Consider the following 20,997-nt stretch of genomic DNA (forward strand, 5'->3'; position numbering starts at 1 on the left):
TCATTTGTCCTCCTTTTTTTGTTTCTTCAAATCCAACTTAAAACTTGGCACTTGATGACTGAATCTTTATTTTTTCTTGAACATAGGCTTTCTTTTTTCTAAAAATGCCGTCATGCCTTCTTTTTGATCCTCGGTTGCAAAGCATAATCCAAATAGGTCCTTTTCTATTTCGTTGGCAGTATCAAAGTCACAGTTAATCCCCCTATTTATGGCTGCTTTTGAATATTTAACTGCGATTTGACCATTTGAGGCAATTTTCTTTGCCATTTTTAAAGCTTCATCCATTAGTTCTTCTCCAGATACAACTTTATTTACAAGTCCAATTTTTTCAGCTTCTTTAGCATCTATTATGTCGCCAGTAAAGATTAGTTCCTTTGCCTTTGCTAAACCTACTAATCTAGGAAGTCTTTGAGTTCCTGCAAAACCTGGTGTAATACCTAATCCAACCTCAGGTTGCCCAAATTTTGCTTTTTCTCCTGCTATTCTTATATCGCAGCTCATGGCAAGCTCACAGCCACCACCTAGTGCAAAACCATTCACCGCTGCAATAACTGGCTTTTCCATAAGTTCTATTTTTCTAAATATCCTTGCTCCAAGTTCCCCAAAGTTTCTTCCTTCTTCTGCAGTCTTATCTCTCATTTCAGAGATATCTGCTCCTGCTACAAAGGCTTTACCTTCTCCTGTTATAATGAGTACATCAATAGTTTCATCTTCTTTTATTTCTTCTATAGCCTGCTCTAATTCTATTAGAACGTCTGTATTTAATGCATTTAAAACTTTAGGTCTATTAAAGCTTAAAATTGCTACATCATCTTGTTTTTTAATTAATAAATTTTTATAATCCATGTTATCCCTCCTCTATCATATCCATAATATTTTCCTTGCAAACTATGTGCCAAGTTTTTAAAGTAAGGATATTATTTTTATCACAAATATAATTTTTATAATCTTACAACAGTATTTTCTTGTCAAAAGCTCCTATATCCATAACTTATAGAGTATAATATATATTCAATTATATGTTTTTTTCTAATTTTATCTTACTAAATTTATTATAAAATCCAAAATATTTATTCTATAACTCCAAGAGATTAAAATATTTTTGTAAACTTATTTAACACTTATTTTAGACTTTTACGGTTTAAGAGTTGAATTAAGTACTGTATATGACCAAAATCTAATTATTTTTATTAGGCGTCTATATAATTTACATGTACATTTTATTTTCACTTTTTCTATATGAACAGCCATAGAAATTTAAGCATTTTTTCTTGTTAATAAATATTCTTTAATTATACTTCTATCCCCTATTTCTACACTTTTTATTTTATCAAATATAGTCTTGACATATATTAAATTTAGTGTTAGTGTTTAAGTATCAATTGAATAAACATTTTCTTCAGGGCAGGGTGCAATTCCCGACCGGCGGTACAGCCCGCGAACCATGTATATGGTTGATCTGGTGTAATTCCAGAGCCGACAGTATAGTCTGGATGGAAGAAGAAAGTTTTTTATGTTGATTTTGCTTTATTGCCCTGAGGTTTTCTTCAGGGCTTTAATATTTTTTGAAAATTAAAGGAGGTATCCTATACATGGAAAAAACCATTTCTAAAAGAAATAACTTATTTGATGTAAAACACCTATACTCTACTAATTCTTTAGTAAAAATTTCTTTGTTATCGGTAATATCCTATATTCTTATGCTTATAGATCCACCCATTCCTTTCTTCCCTGGATTTCTTAAAATGGATTTAAGTGATATGCCTGCTTTGATAGGAACCTTTGCCCTTGGGCCTATAGCTGGGGTTATAATAGAATTTATAAAAAATCTACTTCACCTAATTACTAGAACAAGTACAGGTGGAGTTGGAGAGTTTGCAAATTTCTTAATTGGGTCTTCCTTAATCATACCATCTGGAATTTTTTATGCTAAAAATCGAAAAAAATCCACTGCTCTTTTAGGAATGTTACTTGGCACTATTTTAATGGCTATTGTCGGCGGTCTTGCAAACTATTATATACTAATACCCTTTTATGCTAAGGTAATGCCTTTAGATAAGATTATTGCATGGAGTGCATCTGCTAATGCAGCTATAAAGGATTTAAAAACCCTTATAATTTATGCTATAGTTCCTTTTAATCTTTTAAAGGGTATTATAATATCTATATTTACTATACTTATCTATAAAAAAATATCTCATTTGTTGATTAGAAAAATCAACTAAAGCTACTTGAGATTATAATCTAAAAAAGCCTAACCCAAGGACTAAGTTTTTACTTAGTCCCAGGCTGTTGACAAACCCGAATTTCTTCGTTGTTGCTTCAAAGGAGAATGCTCACGTATTTCTGTATACGCTCCGCTTGCTCCTTTTCAGCACGCCTCGAACTTCAGCTTTGTCAAAAGCCTGCTATCTTGTTGACTTTGTCAACAATCTAGGACTAAGTTTTTACTTAGTCCTTTACTTATTGAAAATATTTTATTACACTTTTTATACCTTCTATCAGATATTTACTTCCTTTATACTTAATAGAAGGCTCTATTATAATAGGTTTATTCTGCTTAGCAATAATTTCAATTACCTCCTTTGTATCAAATGCCCATCCATCAGCCTTCATCTGCTCTATATGAGGTCCTATATGATGATATTGTTTATAGAATTTACATTCACGATATGCTTTATCTCCCTTTGTTGTCCATATATGAAAGGCATCTGAATTAGAAGATAATGTTTTTAAAGCTTCTATAAAATCAAATTTACAGATTATTGATGCAAAATATAGATGCCCTGTATCCGTTAATATTCCTAAATTTTTATATTTGCTTATCTTTTCAATCCATTTATTGTAATCCCAAAAATTTTTATTTGACCCAAAGTATTCTAGGTTTATTTTTGCATCATATTTTTTAGCAATTTCATTAATTCTATTTAGAGACTCACAAAGAATTTTTGAAAACTCTTTAGGATTTTCCCATTCCTCGGATATTCCTGGAAAATGTAGAACAAAATAGCTAGGACGGCAATCCCTTAGATTTTCTAAATTATACTCCAATAATCTAAAGGAAAGTTCCCTTTTATTTATATCTTCATCTATAAAAAAAGCCGAAAAATAATCATATGGATACCACTCCTCAACATATACAGGAAGATGAATACTATAGGGTAAATCTAATTTTTCAGCTCTATTTACTTTTTCATAGAACTTATACAGCTTATCTGCATAGAACTTTTCCTTACCAAGACAAAGTTCTACTCTACCAAAACCAAGCTCTACAGCTTTTTGAATGTTTATATTCACAGTGTTAATGCCTAAATTAATTATATTTTTCATTAGCTACTCCTCTTTTTTTATTATATTTTTATAATAATATAATTTTTCATTATAAAAAAGTCTTTTATTTTTTGATATAATATTTCTTAAATACCCTAATAGTCCTTTAGTACTATTTTTTATTCTTGAAAGTTTTTACCTTTTTTTAGAAGGAAAATAATTATTTTTGTATAACTATATGATTGTTAGAAAAATTCGACAATTCTATATATATCTATATATATTTCTATTATTTATTATACATTAAAAAGTTGGTGAATATTATGTCAGATTATAAAACTAAAATAGTTGCAATTGATGATGTCATTCCTGGTATGGTAACCTCTCAAGATGTTTTTACTGATATGGGGCAGATGTTAATAGGAGCCAATACAACATTAGACGAAAAGCATCTAAAAAAATTAAGACTTTATCAAATTAATAATGTTCCTATAAGGGAAGCCCTTATAGATTTGAATTCAAAAAAATCCAACATATCTACTATATATAAAACACCAGAAGATATACAACAATTCAAATCCTTTGAATCATCCCACGGTGACTACAGCTTATCATTAAAGCAGCAGATGTTGGATATTAGTGATGGTATGCATATTGATGTTTCACAGCTGTTTTCAATTAGCAATGATTTGTTAGACATTGTAAAGCATAAAAGTAAATTATTCAGTTTTCTTAATAGCCTTCAAAACTTCGATGACTACACTTATTCTCACTGCATAAATGTTTCTTTAATATGCCATACAATTGGACAATGGCTTTGTTTTAGCCATAAAGAACTTATGGATATATGTGTTGCAGGTATGTTACATGATATTGGTAAAATAAAAGTTGATAAGGATATTTTGACAAAACCAGGTCCGTTAACTGAGGCAGAGTATGAAATTATGCAAAAACATACCGTATACGGATTTAAAATCGTTGAAAAACAAGATATCCCATACAATATAAAAATGGCTATTCTTATGCACCATGAAAGATATGATGGCAGTGGATATCCCCTAAAGGCTAAGAATGATGAAATAAATGACTATGCAAAAATTGTAGCTATCGCAGATGTATACGATGCCTTGACTTCCGATCGTCCATATAGGAGTAAATTTACTCCATTTCACGTAATCCACAGGTTTGAAAAGGAATATCTTGGCAAACTGGATACAAAATTTCTAATGATTTTCCTAAGGAATATTGCTTATTGCTACTTAGATAGCTGGTGTCTTCTTTCCACAGGTGAAGAAGCCAAAATTGTATTTATCAATAAACATATACCTTCCAAACCTATCGTTCAAGTAGATAATGTTATTCTAGATTTAAGTCAAGAACCCGATATATATATACAAAAAATACTTTAAGTCAGAGGCATATGATAGTGAATTTATAGTTTCAAATTGCAAATTTTAATATTTTTCCATAAATGTATAAAATAAATTCCAACATTTCACTAGTAATAGTTTGAAATTCACTTCTAGCACTGGATTTTGGTTTGGCAAAATAATGCTGGGGAGGAAAAAATGAATAATATTACAATATTAATAGTTGAAGATGAAAGTAGAATGAGAAGATTAATATCTGATTATTTGAAAAAAGAAGGCTACAGCGTTATTGAAGCCGAAGATGGTAAAAAAGCTATAGAAATTTTTAATTTAGATAAAATCGATTTAATTATATTAGATATTATGATGCCTAAATACGATGGATGGACGGTATGCAGAGAAATTAGAAAAACTTCTAATAAGCCTATTATTATGCTTACCGCCAGAAGTGAAGAATCCGATGAATTATTTGGATTTGAACTTGGAGCTGATGAATATATAACCAAGCCCTTTAGCCCCAAAATCTTAGTAGCAAGGATAAATGCTTTATTAAAAAGATCCATTATAAAAGAAAACAAGATGTCCTATGATGGATTAGAAATCGATATCCATGGCCATAGAGTGTTCCTTGAAGGAACAGAAATCGAAATGACTCCTAAGGAATATGAATTGCTTTACTTTTTGGCTGAAAATAAAGGCGTAGCTTTGACTCGAAAGCAGATACTGGATGGAGTATGGGGATATGACTATTATGGAGATCTTAGAACCGTCGATACCCACATAAAAAGACTAAGGATAAAGCTTAAAGATAAAAATGATTTTATCCAAACAGTAAGAGGGGTTGGCTATAGATTCGAGGTAAAAAAATGAAAAATTCCATAGGTATAAAACTTTTTATAGGCATCACTCTCTTTTCCATAATAATAGTCAGTTTTTCTTGGGTATTGAATACTAAGTTTTTAGAGGATTATTATTTTAAAAAGAAACAGGAAAATTTATTCAAATACGCTGAAGCAATTCAGACTATGTATAGTAATAATGTAAATGATATTGATTTCACCTTAAAAAGCATTGAAGATTCAATTGGGGGAAATATAACTATATTAAACGAAAATGGCATAGAAATATATGGTTCTATGTTTATGTCCCACAGAGGAGGCAAAGGAAAAGGAAACCCTAAAGCTATGAGTTTGCTTACTAAAAAGGGACTTAATAAAGTCTTAAGTGGCGAAACCATATTAGAATACTATATCCATCCAAGATTTAATACAATGTCCCTTGTACTGGCCGCACCTTTGATAAATGGAAATATATTAATCATGGAATCCCCTGTTTCTTCAATTAAGGAAAGTGTAGAAGTAGCTAAGGACTTTCATATTTATATAGGAATAATATCTCTTTTGGCTGGAACTTTTTTGGCTTTTATATTTTCTAAGATATTTACTAAACCTATAATAGAACTTAACAAAGTGGCAAAAAGCATGGCAAAATTAGATTTTAGTAAAAAATATAGGGTCAAAAATGACGATGAGATAAATCAACTTGGAAAAACTATCAACTACCTCTCCGATAAGCTTGATACTTCTATATCTGAACTTAATAGAGCAAATAAAAGGCTTATGGATGATATTGAAAAAGAAAGAGAGCTTGAAAAATCAAGGAAAGAATTTGTTTCGAATGTTTCCCATGAGCTTAAAACCCCCATTTCTTTAATACAAGGATATGCAGAAGGTTTGAGGGATTCTGTCATAGAAGATGAAGAAAGTAAAAATTTCTATTGTGATGTAATAATCGATGAAGCAAAAAAAATGGACAAATTGGTTAAGGATTTACTTAATTTGTCTCAACTAGAAGCTGGATATTATCAACTCCAAAAAGAAAGCTTTAATATTTATAAACTCAGCCAAAAGATCATAGATAAATACTTGCCCATCCTTAAAGAAAGAAATATTACTCTACAAATAAATTGTGATAATAAAAAACTTAAGGTATATGCCGATATAATTAGAATAGAACAGGTTATAGTAAATTTGATAAATAACGCTATAAATCATGTTGACGATAAAAAAACCATAAAGATAAATATTAGAGATTATATTGAAAAGGTCAAAATCGAGATAATTAATACAGGTAAAGCTATACCTGAGGAGGAAATGGATAAAATATGGGACAGCTTTTATAAGATAGATAAATCTAGAGCTAGAAAATATGGCGGAACAGGTCTTGGTCTTTCTATTGTAAAAAGTATTTTAAATCTTCATAACAACTCCTTTGGCGTATCTAATATTGATGATGAAGTTATGTTTTGGTTTGAGATGGATAAATGGGTTTAATGATATGCATAAATTAAGTTTTACTATGTAAATCCTATATAGGAATTTAAGTAAAGACTTTAATTTATACATGTCCAAAATGCCCAGAGGCATTGCATATTTGCACATGTATAAATTAAGTTTTACTATGTAAATCCTATATAATTGTGTATAACCTTTGTTGGCAAGTATATTTATCAACACAAAGTTAAAAAAATCAGTGAATATGTGGATTGCTGCATATTTATTGATTTTTTTATTTAGTAATTAAAGCTTGTACATAGATTCATAGAAAATTAAGTTTAATATATCTAAATTTACATCTATCTGTCACATAGTTGTCACATTCTATAGCTATAATTAACCTATAAAATATAGATATTCCAGTAAAACAGTTAATTTATACATATCAAAAATCCTTAAAAGCTCTGGATATTTTGATATATATAAATTAAGTTTTACTATTGGAAATCTATATAAAAAACAAAATTTGAAAGGAGAGTTTTTTATGAAAAGGTTATTAACTTTAGTTTTAGCTACAGGTATTGTATTATCAGTAGGTTTAGTTGCATTTGCAGATTCAATTTCAACACCAGCAGAAATCTATGGTAATCTTACTGGAAAAACAGTAGAGGAAGCATATGAGCTTAAAGGTAATAATAAGACCTTTGGCCAATTGGCTCAGGAAGCAGGAGTTTACGATAAGTTTAAAACTTCTATGCTGGAAATGAAAAAGCAGGTAATTGCTGATAAGGTGGAAAATGGTGAACTTACTCAGGAAAAGGCTGATGAAATATTAAAGCTAATGGAAACTGGGTGCGATGGAACAGGCAGTCAACGTCTAGGTCAAAAATATGGAATGGGCTTTGGTAAAGGATCTGGAAAAGGATCAGGAAAAGGTCTTGGCAGAGGCTGTGGAGTTGGAAGAGGAAATGCTTTTGGAAGAAAATAGGTAAAAACACTTAATATTATTTGTATAGACAAATGCGCCCCTAGGGCGCATTTTAGTTGCAAGTTACAAGTTCCATGTTCCAAGTTTTAAGGTCATTCTTTTAGGTCTAAAAAATCTTAATTCCTGATTCTAAAATTTTACCCGTAATAGTTTGCATTTCTTGTCTGTTACTTGAATTTACTTAAATTCAAACATGCGATTTCTTGCAAAAAAGTTTGAGTTCCTTAGCAAAGATAAATCCGAGGTTTATTGTATGTATAATAGCCTCGGATTTAATCATTATAGCTATAAATTTATTTCCTTTTCTTCCATGAGTCCTTTAAAGGAACTATTCTGTTAATCACTAAAAAATCCTTTTTAGAGTCTTTAGTATCAATACAAAAATATCCATGCCTTAGGAATTGATAGCTGCTTCCTGGGTCAGCATCCTTTAATCCAGCTTCTACAAAGGCATTTCCTAACACCTTTAATGAATCGGGATTTAAATTTTCCTTCCAATCTTCTACTTCCTTTTCTTCATCCAATAATAGGCGGTCATATAAGCGAACCTCAGCCTTAACTCCATGTTCAGCAGAAACCCAATGAATAGTACCCTTTGGTTTACGTTCCTTAAAACCTGTACCACTTTTAGTCTGTGGATCATAAGTACATCTTAGTTCCAATATTTCTCCAGTTTTTTCATCCTTTATTACTTCTTCACATTTTATAAAATAAGCATGTCTTAGTCTAACCTCTACACCAGGAGAGAGTCTTTTATATTTCTTAGGAGGTTCTTCCATAAAGTCTTCCTTCTCTATATATACAACCCTGGAAAATGGAATTTTTCTCATGCCCATTTCAGGATTCTCTGGATTATTATCGGCATCTAACCATTCTATCTGACCCTCTGGATAGTTTGTTATAACTACTTTAAGAGGATTAAGAACTGCCATTACCCTAGGAGCCTTTAGCTTAAGGTCATCCCTTATGCAATGTTCAAGCATTGCCATATCCACTATGCTATTACTCTTCGATACACCAACCCGATCTAAAAAGTCCTTTATGGCTTCTGGAGTATATCCACGTCTTCTTAATGCCGATAGAGTTGGCATACGTGGGTCATCCCAGCCATCAACATAATTTTCTTCTACAAGCTCCCTAAGTTTTCTCTTGCTCATAACTGTACCAGTAAGATTTAGCCTTGCAAATTCAATTTGTTTTGGTGGATTTTTAAATTCACATTCCTTAAGAACCCAATCGTACAAAGGTCTATGGTCTTCAAATTCCAATGAACATAGGGAATGGGTTACACCTTCTATAGCATCTTCAAGGGGATGGGCATAATCATACATAGGATAAATGCACCACTCGTCCCCTGTTCTATGGTGAGTAGAATACTGTATTCTATAAAGAACTGGATCACGCATATTGAGATTAGGTGACGTCATATCTATTTTAGCTCTTAGTACCCTTGAACCTTCTTCAAATTCACCATTTTTCATTTTTTCAAATAGCTCTAAGTTTTCTTCTACACTACGGTTACGATAGGGGCTTTCTTTTCCAGGCTCTGTTAATGTCCCCCTATACTCCCTTATCTCTTCGGCAGTAAGATCACATACATATGCCTTACCCTTTTTTATCAGCTTAACAGCATATTCATAAAACTTATTAAAATAATCTGAAGCATAGTACATACGGTCTTCCCAATCGTATCCAAGCCATCGTATATCTTCTTGAATGGAATTTACATATTCCACATCTTCTTTACTTGGATTTGTATCATCAAATCTTAAGTTGCAAAGTCCTCCATATTTCTCAGCAGTACCAAAATCTATGTTAATGGCCTTGGCATGGCCTATATGTAAATATCCATTTGGTTCTGGGGGGAAACGAGTATGTACTCTATCATATACGCCTTCTTCTAAATCCTTATTTATTATATTATGGATAAAATTTGATGCCATGGGAATATTGTTATCCTTATCTGAATTAGCCGACATGTCTCTACCTCCTTGCTTATATAAGGTTATATTATTATCTAATAATGTTACCATAAAACATAATCAATTTCAAAATAAAAACACAGGAAAATCTAATGGCTCTTCACAAAAATTTTCTTGCTATTTTTTATTATATAGATTTCCAATAGTAAAACTTAATTTATACATATCAAAATATCCAAAGCTTTTAAGGATTTTTGATATGTATAAATTAACTGTTTTACTGGAATATCTATATTATTCCTATTAGGTATATAATAATACTTGATGCAAAGAAAAAATGTATCCCAATGTAAAAACCACAGGGACTATCCCCGTGGCTTATGCCGTCTAAATTATATCCAATAATTTAAAACAGCTCCAATTTTCCTTTTAGTCATTCATCTTGCTATGTTTTGTCCATACAACAATTTTTATTTACCTTGGGCAATTGAAATATATTTATCAAGCTCTTGACTCATTTTTACAACTTCTTTAGTATTCCCATGCTTTACATATGCACTATTTAAGCTTAATCTTAGTTCTTCCATTTTATGCTTTATGGCTTTTTTATCATACTTTATATTTTTCACTTGACTTATCCTTTCTTAACTAAAGCTTTACTGCTATTTTATATTATTTAAAATATGGTAATATATCCTATTTATATTATAAGCTTAAAGAGTAAAAATTTCAACTATTAGTTTATGTATTAAGCTTAGAGCAATTGTTAATATTATGCTATAAGGAGTGATGCTATGCAGAAAGAATTGACAGCAAAGATGGGTAAGCGTATAAGAAATCAGCGTGAACGTTTTGGTATGACTCGTGATGAGTTTGCTGAACAAATAAATATATCTCCACAGTTCCTTGCTGAAATCGAAAATGGAAAAAAAGGCATGTCTTATGTAACTTTGTATAAAATCTGTGACAGGTTCAATATATCAGCAGATTATATTCTCATGGGAAGAGAAAGAACCAATAATATTCCTACCCTTGCAGGCGATATTTTAAGTAATATACCCAATACATATCTTCCTATGGTTGAGGATGTTTTGAGATCTTTCATACAGGTTATAGCAAAGGCAAAATCTGAAAGGGATATTTAGATTAATTATTCTCATGGATTTCAAAATATCACTTGGGGATAGTCCCTTAGCTCATTGGAAGAAATACGAGTAAGATAAATCAGTCCCCAAGTCACTTTTTTATATCTCCCTTGGAGATATCCCATATTTTAGCTTATTGCTATAATCGTATATCCTATTTAAAACTCTTTGTTTTTCATCACCCTCTAAAATAGTAGGCTGATAATTGTTAATGTTATTTACCGATGATATAGAACAGGGTATTATATTCCCTTGGATTTTTGTAATTTTCTTGTCTATGACCGTAAACTCACCTTGAAAAATAAATGTATCCTTATCCCTTGGGTTTTTATTGCCTCCAAAGCAAAAATTACCTAAGCTATATACGATATATTTGCCCTTGTATTTCTCTATTCCCTGTATTACATGGGGATGATGGCCTACAACGATGTCTGCTCCTTCATCAATAGCAAATCTCCCTAGATTTTTTTGAACATCATTAGGATAATTTTTATTTTCATCTCCCCAATGGAAGGAGACTAGAACTATATCTGCCTTTTCTTTAGCTTTCTTTATGTCCCTAGAAACATTAGGTTTTATATAGGTCGACCATCCACGATAGCCTATGCTTGCAATGGTTATATCTCTCACTTCGTAATATGCTATATAATTTTCTCCTGAATAGTATATATTTGCATTTTTAAGGATTTGTATAGTATCCAAAAAGCCTTCCTTGGAATAATCATATATGTGATTATTTGCTATATTAACCATCTCGATACTCCCTGCCCTTAAAATATTGGCATAGGATAGCTCTCCCTTGAAGCAAAATTGTTTATCACGTCTTTTAATACTGGTAGTAAAGGGATTTTCAAGATTTACTATCGTTAGATCATCTTTTTCGAAAACAGGCTTAACTTTTTCAAAAAAATACCCATAATTATTATTCTGTTTTTCAAGGACAAAGGGCAAAGAATAAGCATAAGAAGAACGTTCATCATATCCAATAGTACAATCGCCAGCAAAGGATATCTTTATAGTATTGTTCTTTTCCTCCACGTCTTCTTTACCATCCACTAGGATTACAGCTTCATGAGATTCTATTGCCTTTTCTACTTTTTCAAATATTGCTATTAGTACACCACTAAACAATAACACAAAAAATATAAAAGAAATCGCAAACACCTTTACAAAGCACTTCATAAAAACCACCTTCTGTAGCTAATACAATAATTGAGTAAATTGCAAAGTCATACAATTTACTCAAACATATAGATTCCCAATATTAGAACTTAATTTATACATATTAAAATATCCAGAGTTTTTGAGGACTTTTGATATATATAAATTGACTGTTTTACTGGAATATCTATAATATCTTTTTAATATCCACTTTACATTATAGCATTTTAATAATCTTTTTTTTATATGAATTTGCTTTTGCAATTGAAATTTTTTTACCCCACTTTTCACTGTAGTTTTCTTTGTTTGCCACTATATATCATTGCTTACTCTGTATATATTTTGAGTGTATTATTTTTTGTGTCCTTATATCAAGTGAACTAATAGCTTCTTTTATTTTATTTAGCTTAAATCTATATAGCTCAATTTTCTTCATTATCAAATCTCTTCTTGTAATACTGTTATTTTTCAAATATAATCCAGATATAACCTTCTAATATTTATAAGGAGACGATGCTATGCCTGATTTTTGGATTCATATTCTTGGTGGTGAATTTGTTCTAAATAGCTTAAAGGACTTAGACTGGAAGAGGATGCTTGAAGATAATAGAAAGACCTTTAATCTAGGTTGCCAAGGTCCTGACATGTTTTTTTATAATGATTTTTTACCCTGTATAAGGAATAAGCGTGGTCCTAAAATAGGAACAATAATGCATGAAAAGCATACAAAAACCTTGTTTTTAGAGAGTATTGATTATCTAAAGAAAAACCAGCATAGAACAGATTTTATGACCTTGGCTACTTATTTTTCAGGCTTCATAGTTCACTATGCCATAGATAAAAATGAGCATCCTTTTATAAATGCCAGAACAAAAAACTTTTATGAACATAAGCTCTTAGAAATGAAGCTAGATACATATTTCATAAAAAAATATTGGGACAAAAAGGTTCATCTTATATCTCCATCATCTAAAATAAACATAGGTAAAAAGCTTCCTTCCTCCATAATAGAATATTATAAAAATATTGTGTCTAGGGTTTTTAACATAAATCTAGAAGCTTCCACCATCAATGATTCTTACAGGGACTATAAAAAAGTTTTTAATATATTCTATTCACCTAAAAATTACAAAAGATTTTGGCTAAATATGCTTAATACTTTTATACCTATGGATATTTCCATATTTATATATCCTACCGATGTGGATAATAAGATTCTGACAAATGATGAATTTTTAGAATTTAAAAGCATATTAATGAAAGGTGCTAGTGAAGGAGTTAAGCTCATAGAGCTAGCTGCTGCCTATCTAAAGGATGAAATTAAAAAAGCTGCTGTAGAATCAGCCTTTCATGATATCTCTTTTTCTGGAAAACCTATAAGTGGGTAAAGCAATAGTTTCTTGTTAAAATCTAAAAACAATTGCTTTGAATTTACTTAAATCCAAAATCTAATTTCTTATAGAAAAGTTCGAGTTTCTTAACAAATACAAACATAAAATCACCTGATAGTAAATAAGCAGGTGATCTTAATTTTCCCCTGAAAATTTTTATCTCTTTAGCTAAAAGGAAAATAAGTCTTTCTTTGAAAATAATCCGTACAATCCCCCAGTATGTATAAATAATATATTATTATGGTTTTTGAAGCTTCCTTTTTTAATTTCATTTGCCAGCCCATACATTGCCTTTCCTGTATATACAGGATCTAGTATAATACCCTCTAGTTTAGCTATTTCATGGATAAATTCTATCTCTTCAGGACGACTGAGAGCATACCCCCTTCCTACATATCCATCTAAAATATTAATTTCATCCTTTGTAAATTCAACAACTTCATCAATATAATCAAGACTTTCTTTTATAACCTTATCAATTTGATTTTTAAAATATTCTTCATTTTCACATGCATTTACACCATAAATTTTTGCCCCGTTGTTCATAACCTTATTTCCAAGGAATAGCCCACCATATGTTCCACCTGAGCCAACTGCAATAACCACCGCATCAAATTTTATACCCATTTCCTTTTCCTGCTCAATAATTTCTTCCATGGCATTAAAATAACCAAAAGTTCCTATACCATTAGACGCCCCCTCTGGAATGATATATGGCTTATAGCCCTCTTTTGATAGTTCCTGCTTTAGTTCCTCCATTATTTCCATTCTGCTTTCCTTATATTCCTTGGGCGTTATAAATTTTATTTTTGCTCCCAATATCTTATCTAAAAAATAATTCCCATCTATCTCTTCCTCTTTATTAGTTCTAAGAACTAGACACGATGCCATACCCACTTTAGCAGCAACAGCAGCAGTAGCCCTTGCATGGTTTGATTGAATACCTCCGCAGGTAATAAGTAAATTGCAGCCTTGATCCATGGCTTCTTTTACAGCAAATTCCAGCTTTCTTACCTTATTCCCAGAAAACTCTATACCAGTTTGGTCATCTCTTTTGATAAATATACTGGGTCCCCCTAGCTTCTTAGATAATCTCTCTAATTTTTCAATCTTAGTAGGTAAATTTGCAATTTTAATTTTACTAGGAATATTTACCATATAAAATCCCCCTCATAAATCTAATATTTACCAATATTATATACCAAATCATTCTTTATTGACATATAAATTTTTATTTCACCTTCCAATGAAATTTCACAATAAGGTTTATTGTTGAATATCATAGCATTATACATATTGAATTTTTCAAAGAGGTGATATTGTGAATTATAAAATTAATAATTTAGTTTTCCAAGGCGGTGGGGTGTTGGGAATAGCATATTTAGGAGTATTAAACTATTTATATAACAATGGAATATTACAAAGAATGAAAAGGGTTGGGGGAACATCTGCTGGAGCAATAACTGCATGTCTTGCCAGCTTTTCCTTACCCTTCGATGAAATGAAGAAAATAGCTGATACTTTAGATTATAAAAAAATAACTCAGAGGGGTGAATCTTCAGATTTTGAAAAAATCCCTGCTGTGGTAAGAAAAGAAATTGCACGAATCTTTGGAGATATTAATTGTATATATAGATTAATTACTAATTACGGTTGGTATTCAAGTGAATATTTTTATGAATGGATAAAGGAACAAATAGCATCTCAATTTAATAGCTCTAAAAAACTGCCTCCTTATACCTTTAAAGATTTTAAAAATAGCTATATACATAAGAAGCAAAGACCTTTTTTAGATCTGTATGTTATGGGAACAGATATATCTACTAATTCTTCAAAGGTATTTTGCTTCGAAACAACTCCTGATATGGAGGTAGCCACAGCAATAAGAATATCCATGTCCATCCCTCTTTTTTTTGAATCTATAAAATTTGATAAAAATATAACACCTAAAAAATCAGTACCCTATGTTTTTTCAGATGGTGGAATTATGAGAAATTATCCCATAAACCTATTTGATAGCCATTACTTTATGGATAAAATAGTTAATGGTGTAAACATTCAAACATTAGGAGTAAGGTTTAAAAGTAAGACAAAATATACTGAAATAAATAGTTTTATAGACTATATAGAAAATTTAATCAAATCCTTTATGAAAATCCAACAGGACATGTACAATAATAATCCTGAAGATAAGCTACGTTCCATAGAAATTGATACAAAGGATATATCCTTTATAGATTTCAATATAAGTCCAAATGATGAAAAATATAATTTTCTATACCAGCAAGGCTATAGGGCTACTAAAGATTATTTTGAAAATATGTATCCTGAGAGTTTATATAGATATGACCTTTATAATGGTGCATAATTTCATATTTATCCTCAAAATAAATTTCAAAGAAAATAATAAAGGCTTCTACATTTTTTCTTTGAAATTTATTTCTTTGTATAAAGCTTAATATTAAAGTTCCCCTTAGGTATTAAAAAAATATAAAATTTTATTTATTAGAACAATGGGTTAAATTAACTGGTTTACTGGAATATTTACAATTATTTATTTTCTTTTCTTAAAATATTAAGCCTTTCTTTTATCTTTTTTTCCTGACCATTGTCGCTCGGATCATAATATATTGTTCCTACCAGTTCATTGGGCATATACTGCTGATTTACATAATTATTTGTATAATCATGGGGATATAGATATCCTAAGCCATGGCCTAATTTTTTTGCTCCTTTATAGCTCTTATCTCTTAAATGAATAGGAACCTGTCCAATTTCCCTTTTTTCAATATCGCTTAATGCTTTATTTATTCCTACATAGCTTGCATTGCTTTTGGAAGAAATGGCTACATATGTTGCAGCCTGTGCCAATATTATTCTAGCTTCAGGCATACCAATAAACTGAACAGCTTGAGCAGCATTATTTGCAACCACCAAAGCCTGAGGATTGGCATTTCCAACATCCTCAGATGCTGCTATAACTATTCTTCTTGCAATAAATACGGGGTCTTCTCCTGCATAAATCATTCTAGCAAGATAGTGCAATGTCGCATCGGGGTCTGAACCCCTCATGCTCTTAATGAAAGCTGAAACTATATCATAATGATAGTCTCCATCCTTGTCATAGCTAATGTGTTTCTTCTGCATACATTCTTTAATTATATCCAAATTTATCTCTATCTTACCATCTTTATTTTCTTCCGTTGTTAAAGCTGCCAATTCTAAAGCATTCAAAGCTCTTCTTGCATCACCGCCAGCCATACTTGCTAAAAATTCCACTGCTTCATCATAAATAACAATATTATCCAATCCAAGTCCTCTTTCTTCATCCTCTATGGCAGTCTTTATTATCTTTTTTATATCTTCTTCATTTAGAGGCTTTAATTCAAACAGCATTGACCTAGAGATCAATGCGTTATTTACTTGAAAAAATGGATTTTCGGTAGTAGCACCTATTAATATCAATGTACCATCTTCTACTGCTGGTAATAATCCATCTTGTTGTGCCTTGTTAAACCTGTGTATTTCATCTAAAAATAATATTGTTCTTTTGCTATACATTCCAAGCTGATTTTTTGCTTCCTTTATTACTTCCTTTAAATCCTTAACTCCTGAAGTTACCGCATTCAACCTAACAAAATTTGACTTAGTAGTATTTGCAATAATTCTTGCTAAACTTGTTTTTCCTGTTCCAGGAGGACCATATAAAATTATAGAAGTTATTCTATCGGCCTTAATTGCTCTCCAAAGAAGCTTTCCTGGTGCTAAAATATGCTCCTGGCCCACATATTCCTCCAAGGTTCTCGGCTTTAACCGCTGGGCAAGGGGAGAATCCTTCTTAAGTTTTTCTTTTCTCTGCATTTCAAATAAATCCATAATAACCACCTTTTATATGTATAAATTAACTGTTTTACTGGAATATCTATATTGTATCAAATTTTCTTAACAAAGATAAAAGTCATAAGAAAAATTTTTCTTATGACTTTTATCTTTGTTTTTATTTTTTAATCCATTGCATCATGCTTCTAAGCTTTGCACCAACTTCTACTATTGGATGCTCAAATTCTCTTCTCTTAATAGCATTAAATACTGGTCTATTCATCTCGTTTTCTAATAACCAATCCTTTGCAAATTTCCCAGTCTGAATTTCCTTTAAAACCTTTTTCATTTCTTTTCTTGTTTCTTCAGTTATCATTCGTCTTCCGATCATATAATCTCCATATTCGGCAGTATCACTAATGCTATATCTCATTTTTTCAAATCCGCCTTCATATAAAAGATCTACGATTAGCTTTAGCTCATGTAAACATTCAAAATAAGCTATTTCTGGTTGATAGCCAGCTTCAACCAATGTATCAAAGCCTGCTTTTATTAGCTCTGTTGCTCCACCGCATAAAACACACTGCTCTCCAAATAAATCAGTTTCGCTTTCTTCTTTAAATGTAGTCTCTATTACTCCTGCTCTAGTAGCACCTATTCCCTTTGCATATGCTAAAGCTATATCCTTAGCTTTACCAGTATAATCTTGATAAACTGCAAATAAAGCAGGTACTCCTTTTCCTTCTTCATAAACTCTTCTTACTAAATGTCCTGGTCCCTTAGGTGCCACCATGAAAACATCTACATATTCTGGTGGTACTATTTGTGAAAAGTGTATGTTAAAGCCATGGGCAAAGGCTAAGGCATCTCCTTCTTCTAAATTAGGCATTATCTGGTTTACATATACGTTTCTTTGTTTTTCATCGGGTACCAAAATCATTATTACATTGCTTACTTTAGCTGCCTCAGCAGCTTCCATAACCTCTAATCCACTTTTTTTAACCTTTTCCCAAGATTTACTGCCCTTATATAATCCAACTACAACATCTACTCCACTTTCCTTTAAATTAAGTGCATGGGCATGACCTTGACTTCCAAATCCAATAATAGCAACCTTTTTCCCTTTGAATATCTCTAAATTCCCATCTTTTTCATAATACATTTTTGCCACTATAAACTCCTCCTTATATTACTTGGTTTTTCATTATATTTTTGATAAGTTGATTTATCTATTCCCATCTATGAAGCTTTTGTTTTTGTATCCTCTTGATATTCTTCATAAAGCATCTTATTAACAGCACTCAAATACGCCTTGATACTAGCTTCCACCACATCTGTACTAAGTCCTCTACCTCTATACATCTTTCCATTATGGCTAATCTTAACTATGGCTTCTCCTTGGGCATCCTTACCTTCTGTAACTGAATGTAGTGCATAATCCTCTAATATAATCTCCATTCCTACGATTTTTTCTATGGATTTAAAGGCTGCATCCACTGGTCCATCTCCCACCATAGCTTCTTTTATTAACTCACCCTGCTTTTTAAGAGCTATTGTTGCTGTAGAAGTAATTATATTTCCACTGTTGATTACAAAGCTCTCTAATTCATAGGCTTGTGGTACTTCAATAAAATCTCCAGTTACTATGGCCTCTATATCTCTATTGAAAACACTCTTCTTTTTATCTGCCAAATCTTTAAACTTTTTAAATGCCTTGCTTAATTCTTCCTCTGACAATTCGTATCCTAAACTCTTAAGTCTTTCTTCAAAGGCATGTCGTCCTGAATGTTTTCCTAGAACCATTTTATTAGCTGTTAATCCTATGGATTCTGGAGTCATGATTTCATAGGTGCTTTTTTCTTCTAGTACACCATGCTGATGGATACCTGACTCATGGGCAAAGGCATTTGCACCTACTATGGCTTTATTAGGCTGCACTTGAACACCAGTTATAGTGCTTAGAAGCTTACTAGAACGAAGAATTTGAGTTGTATCAATGTTACATTCTAAGCTCAATATATCCTTTCTAGTATTAATTGCCATTACGATCTCTTCTAAGGCTGCATTTCCTGCCCTTTCCCCTATACCATTAATAGTACATTCAAATTGAGTAGCTCCAGCCCTTGCAGCAGCCAATGTATTTGCAACGGCTAAACCTAAGTCATTGTGGCAATGGACAGATATTTCAGCTCTATGAATGTTTGAAGAGTTTTCTTTTATTTTTGTTAAAAATTTAAAATATTCATCGGGAGTGGTATATCCTACTGTATCTGGAATATTGATTACTGTTGCTCCAGCCTCAATTACTTTATCAAAAAGATTAGCAAGGAATATAGGGTCACTTCTTGTAGCATCTTCAGCAGAAAACTCAATGTCCTCACAATATTTTTTAGCATACCTAACCATGTTAACAGCTCTTTGGACTACTTCGTCAGGTTTCATTTTCAATTTGTATTTCATATGAATATCTGAAGTTGCTATAAAGGTGTGTATCCTAGGTCTATCAGCATATTTTACTGCTTCCCATGCATAATCAATATCCTTTGGTAATGCCCTAGCTAGACTTGCTATAGTACAACCCTTTATAGTCTTGGCAATTTCCTTGACCGAAGTAAAATCTCCCTCGGATGCTATAGCAAAACCTGCTTCAATTATATCTACCTTCAAATACTCCAGTTGTTTAGCCATCTGTATTTTTTCCTTAAGGTTCATACTGCAACCTGGCGATTGTTCTCCATCTCTCAAGGTAGTATCAAAAATTTTTATATTTTTTCCCATTGAAACTCTCCCCTTTTATAATTTAATGATTCTAAACTCCATTTTCCAAATTCCGAATTTTTAATTCATTTTTGTTTTTAGTTCCATGTTCCACGTTGCAAGTACTAGGGTCTTTCTAGTAAGTTTTAAAAGAAAACAATTTACACCAATTTTTTACTGGTAATAGTTTTAATTCTCCCTCTAGCCCTTCATTTTACTTTATTTTAGCTATGCAATTTCTTACAAAAAAGTTTGAGTTCATTAGTAATAAAAAACCCCATCCTTAAATAAAATAAATACTATTTAAGGACGGGGATAAATTCTCCGTGGTACCACCTTATTTGTCTTTGCTAGAGCAAAAACCACTCATTTCAGATTCTATATCAAATCCTAGCCTATAATGGGGCTTACCATCTATCTCCTAACTAATTTCAGAGATGACGCTCAGGAGTGAGTAGTATTATCCTACAGTATCGGTTCACAGCAACCACCGACTCTCTGGAACTGCTTTTAGAAAATACGCTCTCCTTCATAGCTTTCACAATATGTGTTTTCCAAGTATTGTATTGTATGTTAACAAATAAAGTGCTAAAAGTCAATTAGTTTTTTGAAAATTTATTAAAAAATATTTGTTTTTATACATTTATAATTTTTTATGTCTTGAACTAATTTTTTCATCTAATTTTTATTTTATTGATAAATGTGTAAATTTTTTTAAATTTTTATTGACTTAATGCTTATACCTTTGTTAAAATACTTGTTAATTATCTGAAAATTTAAAATGAATTTCATAACCCACTTTTATTCCAACATTCCAAGTTCCAAATCCCAAGTTCTAAAGTTTAGTTCTAGGGTCTTTCCAATGGGCTTAGAGACTAAATTTGCCCTAAGCTTTATG

At 31.4% G+C, this 20,997-nt stretch carries 17 protein-coding genes, 1 riboswitch and 1 other annotated feature; of the genes, 8 read left to right on the top strand and 9 right to left on the bottom strand.

Annotation, left to right across the window (positions count from 1 at the left end):
* Positions 1–66: 66 nt before the first annotated feature.
* Positions 67–846: a short-chain-enoyl-CoA hydratase gene (locus tag BUB36_RS02125; protein WP_073146745.1), complete on the bottom strand. Its 780-nt coding sequence runs from the start codon at positions 844–846 to the stop codon at positions 67–69.
* Positions 847–1,391: 545 nt separating this feature from the next.
* A riboswitch (FMN riboswitch) is annotated at positions 1,392–1,509 on the top strand.
* Positions 1,510–1,592: 83 nt separating this feature from the next.
* Between BUB36_RS02125 and BUB36_RS02130 the strand changes: the two genes are divergently transcribed.
* Positions 1,593–2,225: an ECF transporter S component gene (locus BUB36_RS02130; RefSeq protein ID WP_073146746.1), complete on the top strand. Its 633-nt coding sequence runs from the start codon at positions 1,593–1,595 to the stop codon at positions 2,223–2,225.
* A 238-nt stretch (positions 2,226–2,463) separates the two neighbouring features.
* Here the strand turns inward: BUB36_RS02130 and BUB36_RS02135 are convergent, their stop codons facing one another.
* Complete coding sequence (locus BUB36_RS02135) at positions 2,464–3,330, bottom strand: TIM barrel protein (RefSeq protein ID WP_073146747.1); 867 nt, start codon at positions 3,328–3,330, stop codon at positions 2,464–2,466.
* Between the two features lie 263 nt (positions 3,331–3,593).
* Here BUB36_RS02135 and BUB36_RS02140 point away from each other — a divergent pair, with 263 nt between their 5' ends.
* From BUB36_RS02140 to BUB36_RS02155, 4 genes are all read left to right on the top strand, one after another.
* Positions 3,594–4,679: an HD-GYP domain-containing protein gene (locus BUB36_RS02140; protein ID WP_073146748.1), complete on the top strand. Its 1,086-nt coding sequence runs from the start codon at positions 3,594–3,596 to the stop codon at positions 4,677–4,679.
* A gap of 159 nt (positions 4,680–4,838) precedes the next feature.
* Positions 4,839–5,510, top strand: coding sequence for a response regulator transcription factor (locus BUB36_RS02145; RefSeq protein ID WP_073146749.1), 672 nt, complete (start codon positions 4,839–4,841; stop codon positions 5,508–5,510).
* Positions 5,507–6,973: a sensor histidine kinase gene (locus BUB36_RS02150; protein ID WP_073146750.1), complete on the top strand. Its 1,467-nt coding sequence runs from the start codon at positions 5,507–5,509 to the stop codon at positions 6,971–6,973. The genes BUB36_RS02145 and BUB36_RS02150 overlap by 4 nt, the downstream gene beginning before the upstream one ends.
* A 487-nt stretch (positions 6,974–7,460) precedes the next feature.
* The gene (locus BUB36_RS02155; protein WP_073146751.1) at positions 7,461–7,904 is read left to right on the top strand and encodes a DUF2680 domain-containing protein; all 444 of its coding nucleotides are present in this window, start codon (positions 7,461–7,463) and stop codon (positions 7,902–7,904) included.
* A 293-nt stretch (positions 7,905–8,197) separates the two neighbouring features.
* Here the strand turns inward: BUB36_RS02155 and BUB36_RS02160 are convergent, their stop codons facing one another.
* Both BUB36_RS02160 and BUB36_RS19040 read right to left on the bottom strand, forming a co-directional pair.
* Positions 8,198–9,883 (bottom strand): glutamine--tRNA ligase/YqeY domain fusion protein, encoded by a 1,686-nt coding sequence (locus BUB36_RS02160; protein WP_073146752.1) that lies wholly within the window; start codon positions 9,881–9,883, stop codon positions 8,198–8,200.
* A 413-nt stretch (positions 9,884–10,296) separates the two neighbouring features.
* Positions 10,297–10,455 carry an aspartyl-phosphate phosphatase Spo0E family protein gene (locus BUB36_RS19040; RefSeq protein WP_084111600.1) on the bottom strand — a complete coding sequence of 53 codons (159 nt, stop codon included), beginning with the start codon at positions 10,453–10,455 and terminating at the stop codon, positions 10,297–10,299.
* A gap of 165 nt (positions 10,456–10,620) precedes the next feature.
* Between BUB36_RS19040 and BUB36_RS02175 the strand changes: the two genes are divergently transcribed.
* Positions 10,621–10,971, top strand: coding sequence for a helix-turn-helix domain-containing protein (locus BUB36_RS02175; protein ID WP_073146754.1), 351 nt, complete (start codon positions 10,621–10,623; stop codon positions 10,969–10,971).
* 99 nt (positions 10,972–11,070) lie between these two features.
* On the opposite strand, the gene BUB36_RS02180 is transcribed toward BUB36_RS02175, so the two are convergent.
* Positions 11,071–12,153, bottom strand: coding sequence for a CapA family protein (locus BUB36_RS02180; protein ID WP_073146755.1), 1,083 nt, complete (start codon positions 12,151–12,153; stop codon positions 11,071–11,073).
* 497 nt (positions 12,154–12,650) lie between these two features.
* On the opposite strand from BUB36_RS02180, the gene BUB36_RS02185 reads away from it, so the two are divergent.
* Positions 12,651–13,520 carry a zinc dependent phospholipase C family protein gene (locus tag BUB36_RS02185; RefSeq protein ID WP_073146756.1) on the top strand — a complete coding sequence of 290 codons (870 nt, stop codon included), beginning with the start codon at positions 12,651–12,653 and terminating at the stop codon, positions 13,518–13,520.
* A 171-nt stretch (positions 13,521–13,691) separates the two neighbouring features.
* Here the strand turns inward: BUB36_RS02185 and BUB36_RS02190 are convergent, their stop codons facing one another.
* Complete coding sequence (locus BUB36_RS02190; RefSeq protein ID WP_073146757.1) at positions 13,692–14,681, bottom strand: D-cysteine desulfhydrase family protein; 990 nt, start codon at positions 14,679–14,681, stop codon at positions 13,692–13,694.
* 163 nt (positions 14,682–14,844) lie between these two features.
* Here BUB36_RS02190 and BUB36_RS02195 point away from each other — a divergent pair, with 163 nt between their 5' ends.
* The gene (locus BUB36_RS02195; protein ID WP_073146758.1) at positions 14,845–15,891 is read left to right on the top strand and encodes a patatin-like phospholipase family protein; all 1,047 of its coding nucleotides are present in this window, start codon (positions 14,845–14,847) and stop codon (positions 15,889–15,891) included.
* Positions 15,892–16,073: 182 nt separating this feature from the next.
* Here BUB36_RS02195 and BUB36_RS02200 read toward each other — a convergent pair whose 3' ends face one another.
* The 3 genes from BUB36_RS02200 to BUB36_RS02210 form a co-directional block, all read right to left on the bottom strand.
* Positions 16,074–17,399 (bottom strand): replication-associated recombination protein A, encoded by a 1,326-nt coding sequence (locus BUB36_RS02200; protein ID WP_073146759.1) that lies wholly within the window; start codon positions 17,397–17,399, stop codon positions 16,074–16,076.
* 121 nt (positions 17,400–17,520) lie between these two features.
* The gene (gene ilvC, locus BUB36_RS02205; RefSeq protein ID WP_073146760.1) at positions 17,521–18,513 is read right to left on the bottom strand and encodes a ketol-acid reductoisomerase; all 993 of its coding nucleotides are present in this window, start codon (positions 18,511–18,513) and stop codon (positions 17,521–17,523) included.
* A 68-nt stretch (positions 18,514–18,581) separates the two neighbouring features.
* Positions 18,582–20,120, bottom strand: coding sequence for a 2-isopropylmalate synthase (locus BUB36_RS02210; RefSeq protein ID WP_073146761.1), 1,539 nt, complete (start codon positions 20,118–20,120; stop codon positions 18,582–18,584).
* A gap of 281 nt (positions 20,121–20,401) precedes the next feature.
* Positions 20,402–20,641 (bottom strand) — a binding site (T-box leader).
* Positions 20,642–20,997: the final 356 nt, after the last annotated feature.

Origin of the sequence: Paramaledivibacter caminithermalis DSM 15212, assembly GCF_900142245.1 — a bacterium.
GTDB lineage: Bacteria > Bacillota > Clostridia > Peptostreptococcales > Caminicellaceae > Paramaledivibacter > Paramaledivibacter caminithermalis.

Excerpts from the sequence above, each read along its gene's own strand:
- BUB36_RS02150 (WP_073146750.1), top strand. The coding sequence starts at position 5,507 with ATGAAAAATTCCATAGGTATAAAACTTTTTATAGGCATCACTCTCTTT.
- BUB36_RS02155 (WP_073146751.1), top strand. The coding sequence starts at position 7,461 with ATGAAAAGGTTATTAACTTTAGTTTTAGCTACAGGTATTGTATTATCA.
- BUB36_RS02130 (WP_073146746.1), top strand. The coding sequence starts at position 1,593 with ATGGAAAAAACCATTTCTAAAAGAAATAACTTATTTGATGTAAAACAC.
- BUB36_RS02185 (WP_073146756.1), top strand. The coding sequence starts at position 12,651 with ATGCCTGATTTTTGGATTCATATTCTTGGTGGTGAATTTGTTCTAAAT.
- BUB36_RS02160 (WP_073146752.1), bottom strand. The coding sequence starts at position 9,883 with ATGTCGGCTAATTCAGATAAGGATAACAATATTCCCATGGCATCAAAT.
- BUB36_RS02145 (WP_073146749.1), top strand. The coding sequence starts at position 4,839 with ATGAATAATATTACAATATTAATAGTTGAAGATGAAAGTAGAATGAGA.
- BUB36_RS02190 (WP_073146757.1), bottom strand. The coding sequence starts at position 14,681 with ATGGTAAATATTCCTAGTAAAATTAAAATTGCAAATTTACCTACTAAG.
- BUB36_RS02135 (WP_073146747.1), bottom strand. The coding sequence starts at position 3,330 with ATGAAAAATATAATTAATTTAGGCATTAACACTGTGAATATAAACATT.
- BUB36_RS02140 (WP_073146748.1), top strand. The coding sequence starts at position 3,594 with ATGTCAGATTATAAAACTAAAATAGTTGCAATTGATGATGTCATTCCT.
- BUB36_RS02200 (WP_073146759.1), bottom strand. The coding sequence starts at position 17,399 with ATGGATTTATTTGAAATGCAGAGAAAAGAAAAACTTAAGAAGGATTCT.
- BUB36_RS02125 (WP_073146745.1), bottom strand. The coding sequence starts at position 846 with ATGGATTATAAAAATTTATTAATTAAAAAACAAGATGATGTAGCAATT.
- BUB36_RS02180 (WP_073146755.1), bottom strand. The coding sequence starts at position 12,153 with ATGAAGTGCTTTGTAAAGGTGTTTGCGATTTCTTTTATATTTTTTGTG.
- BUB36_RS02210 (WP_073146761.1), bottom strand. The coding sequence starts at position 20,120 with ATGGGAAAAAATATAAAAATTTTTGATACTACCTTGAGAGATGGAGAA.
- BUB36_RS02175 (WP_073146754.1), top strand. The coding sequence starts at position 10,621 with ATGCAGAAAGAATTGACAGCAAAGATGGGTAAGCGTATAAGAAATCAG.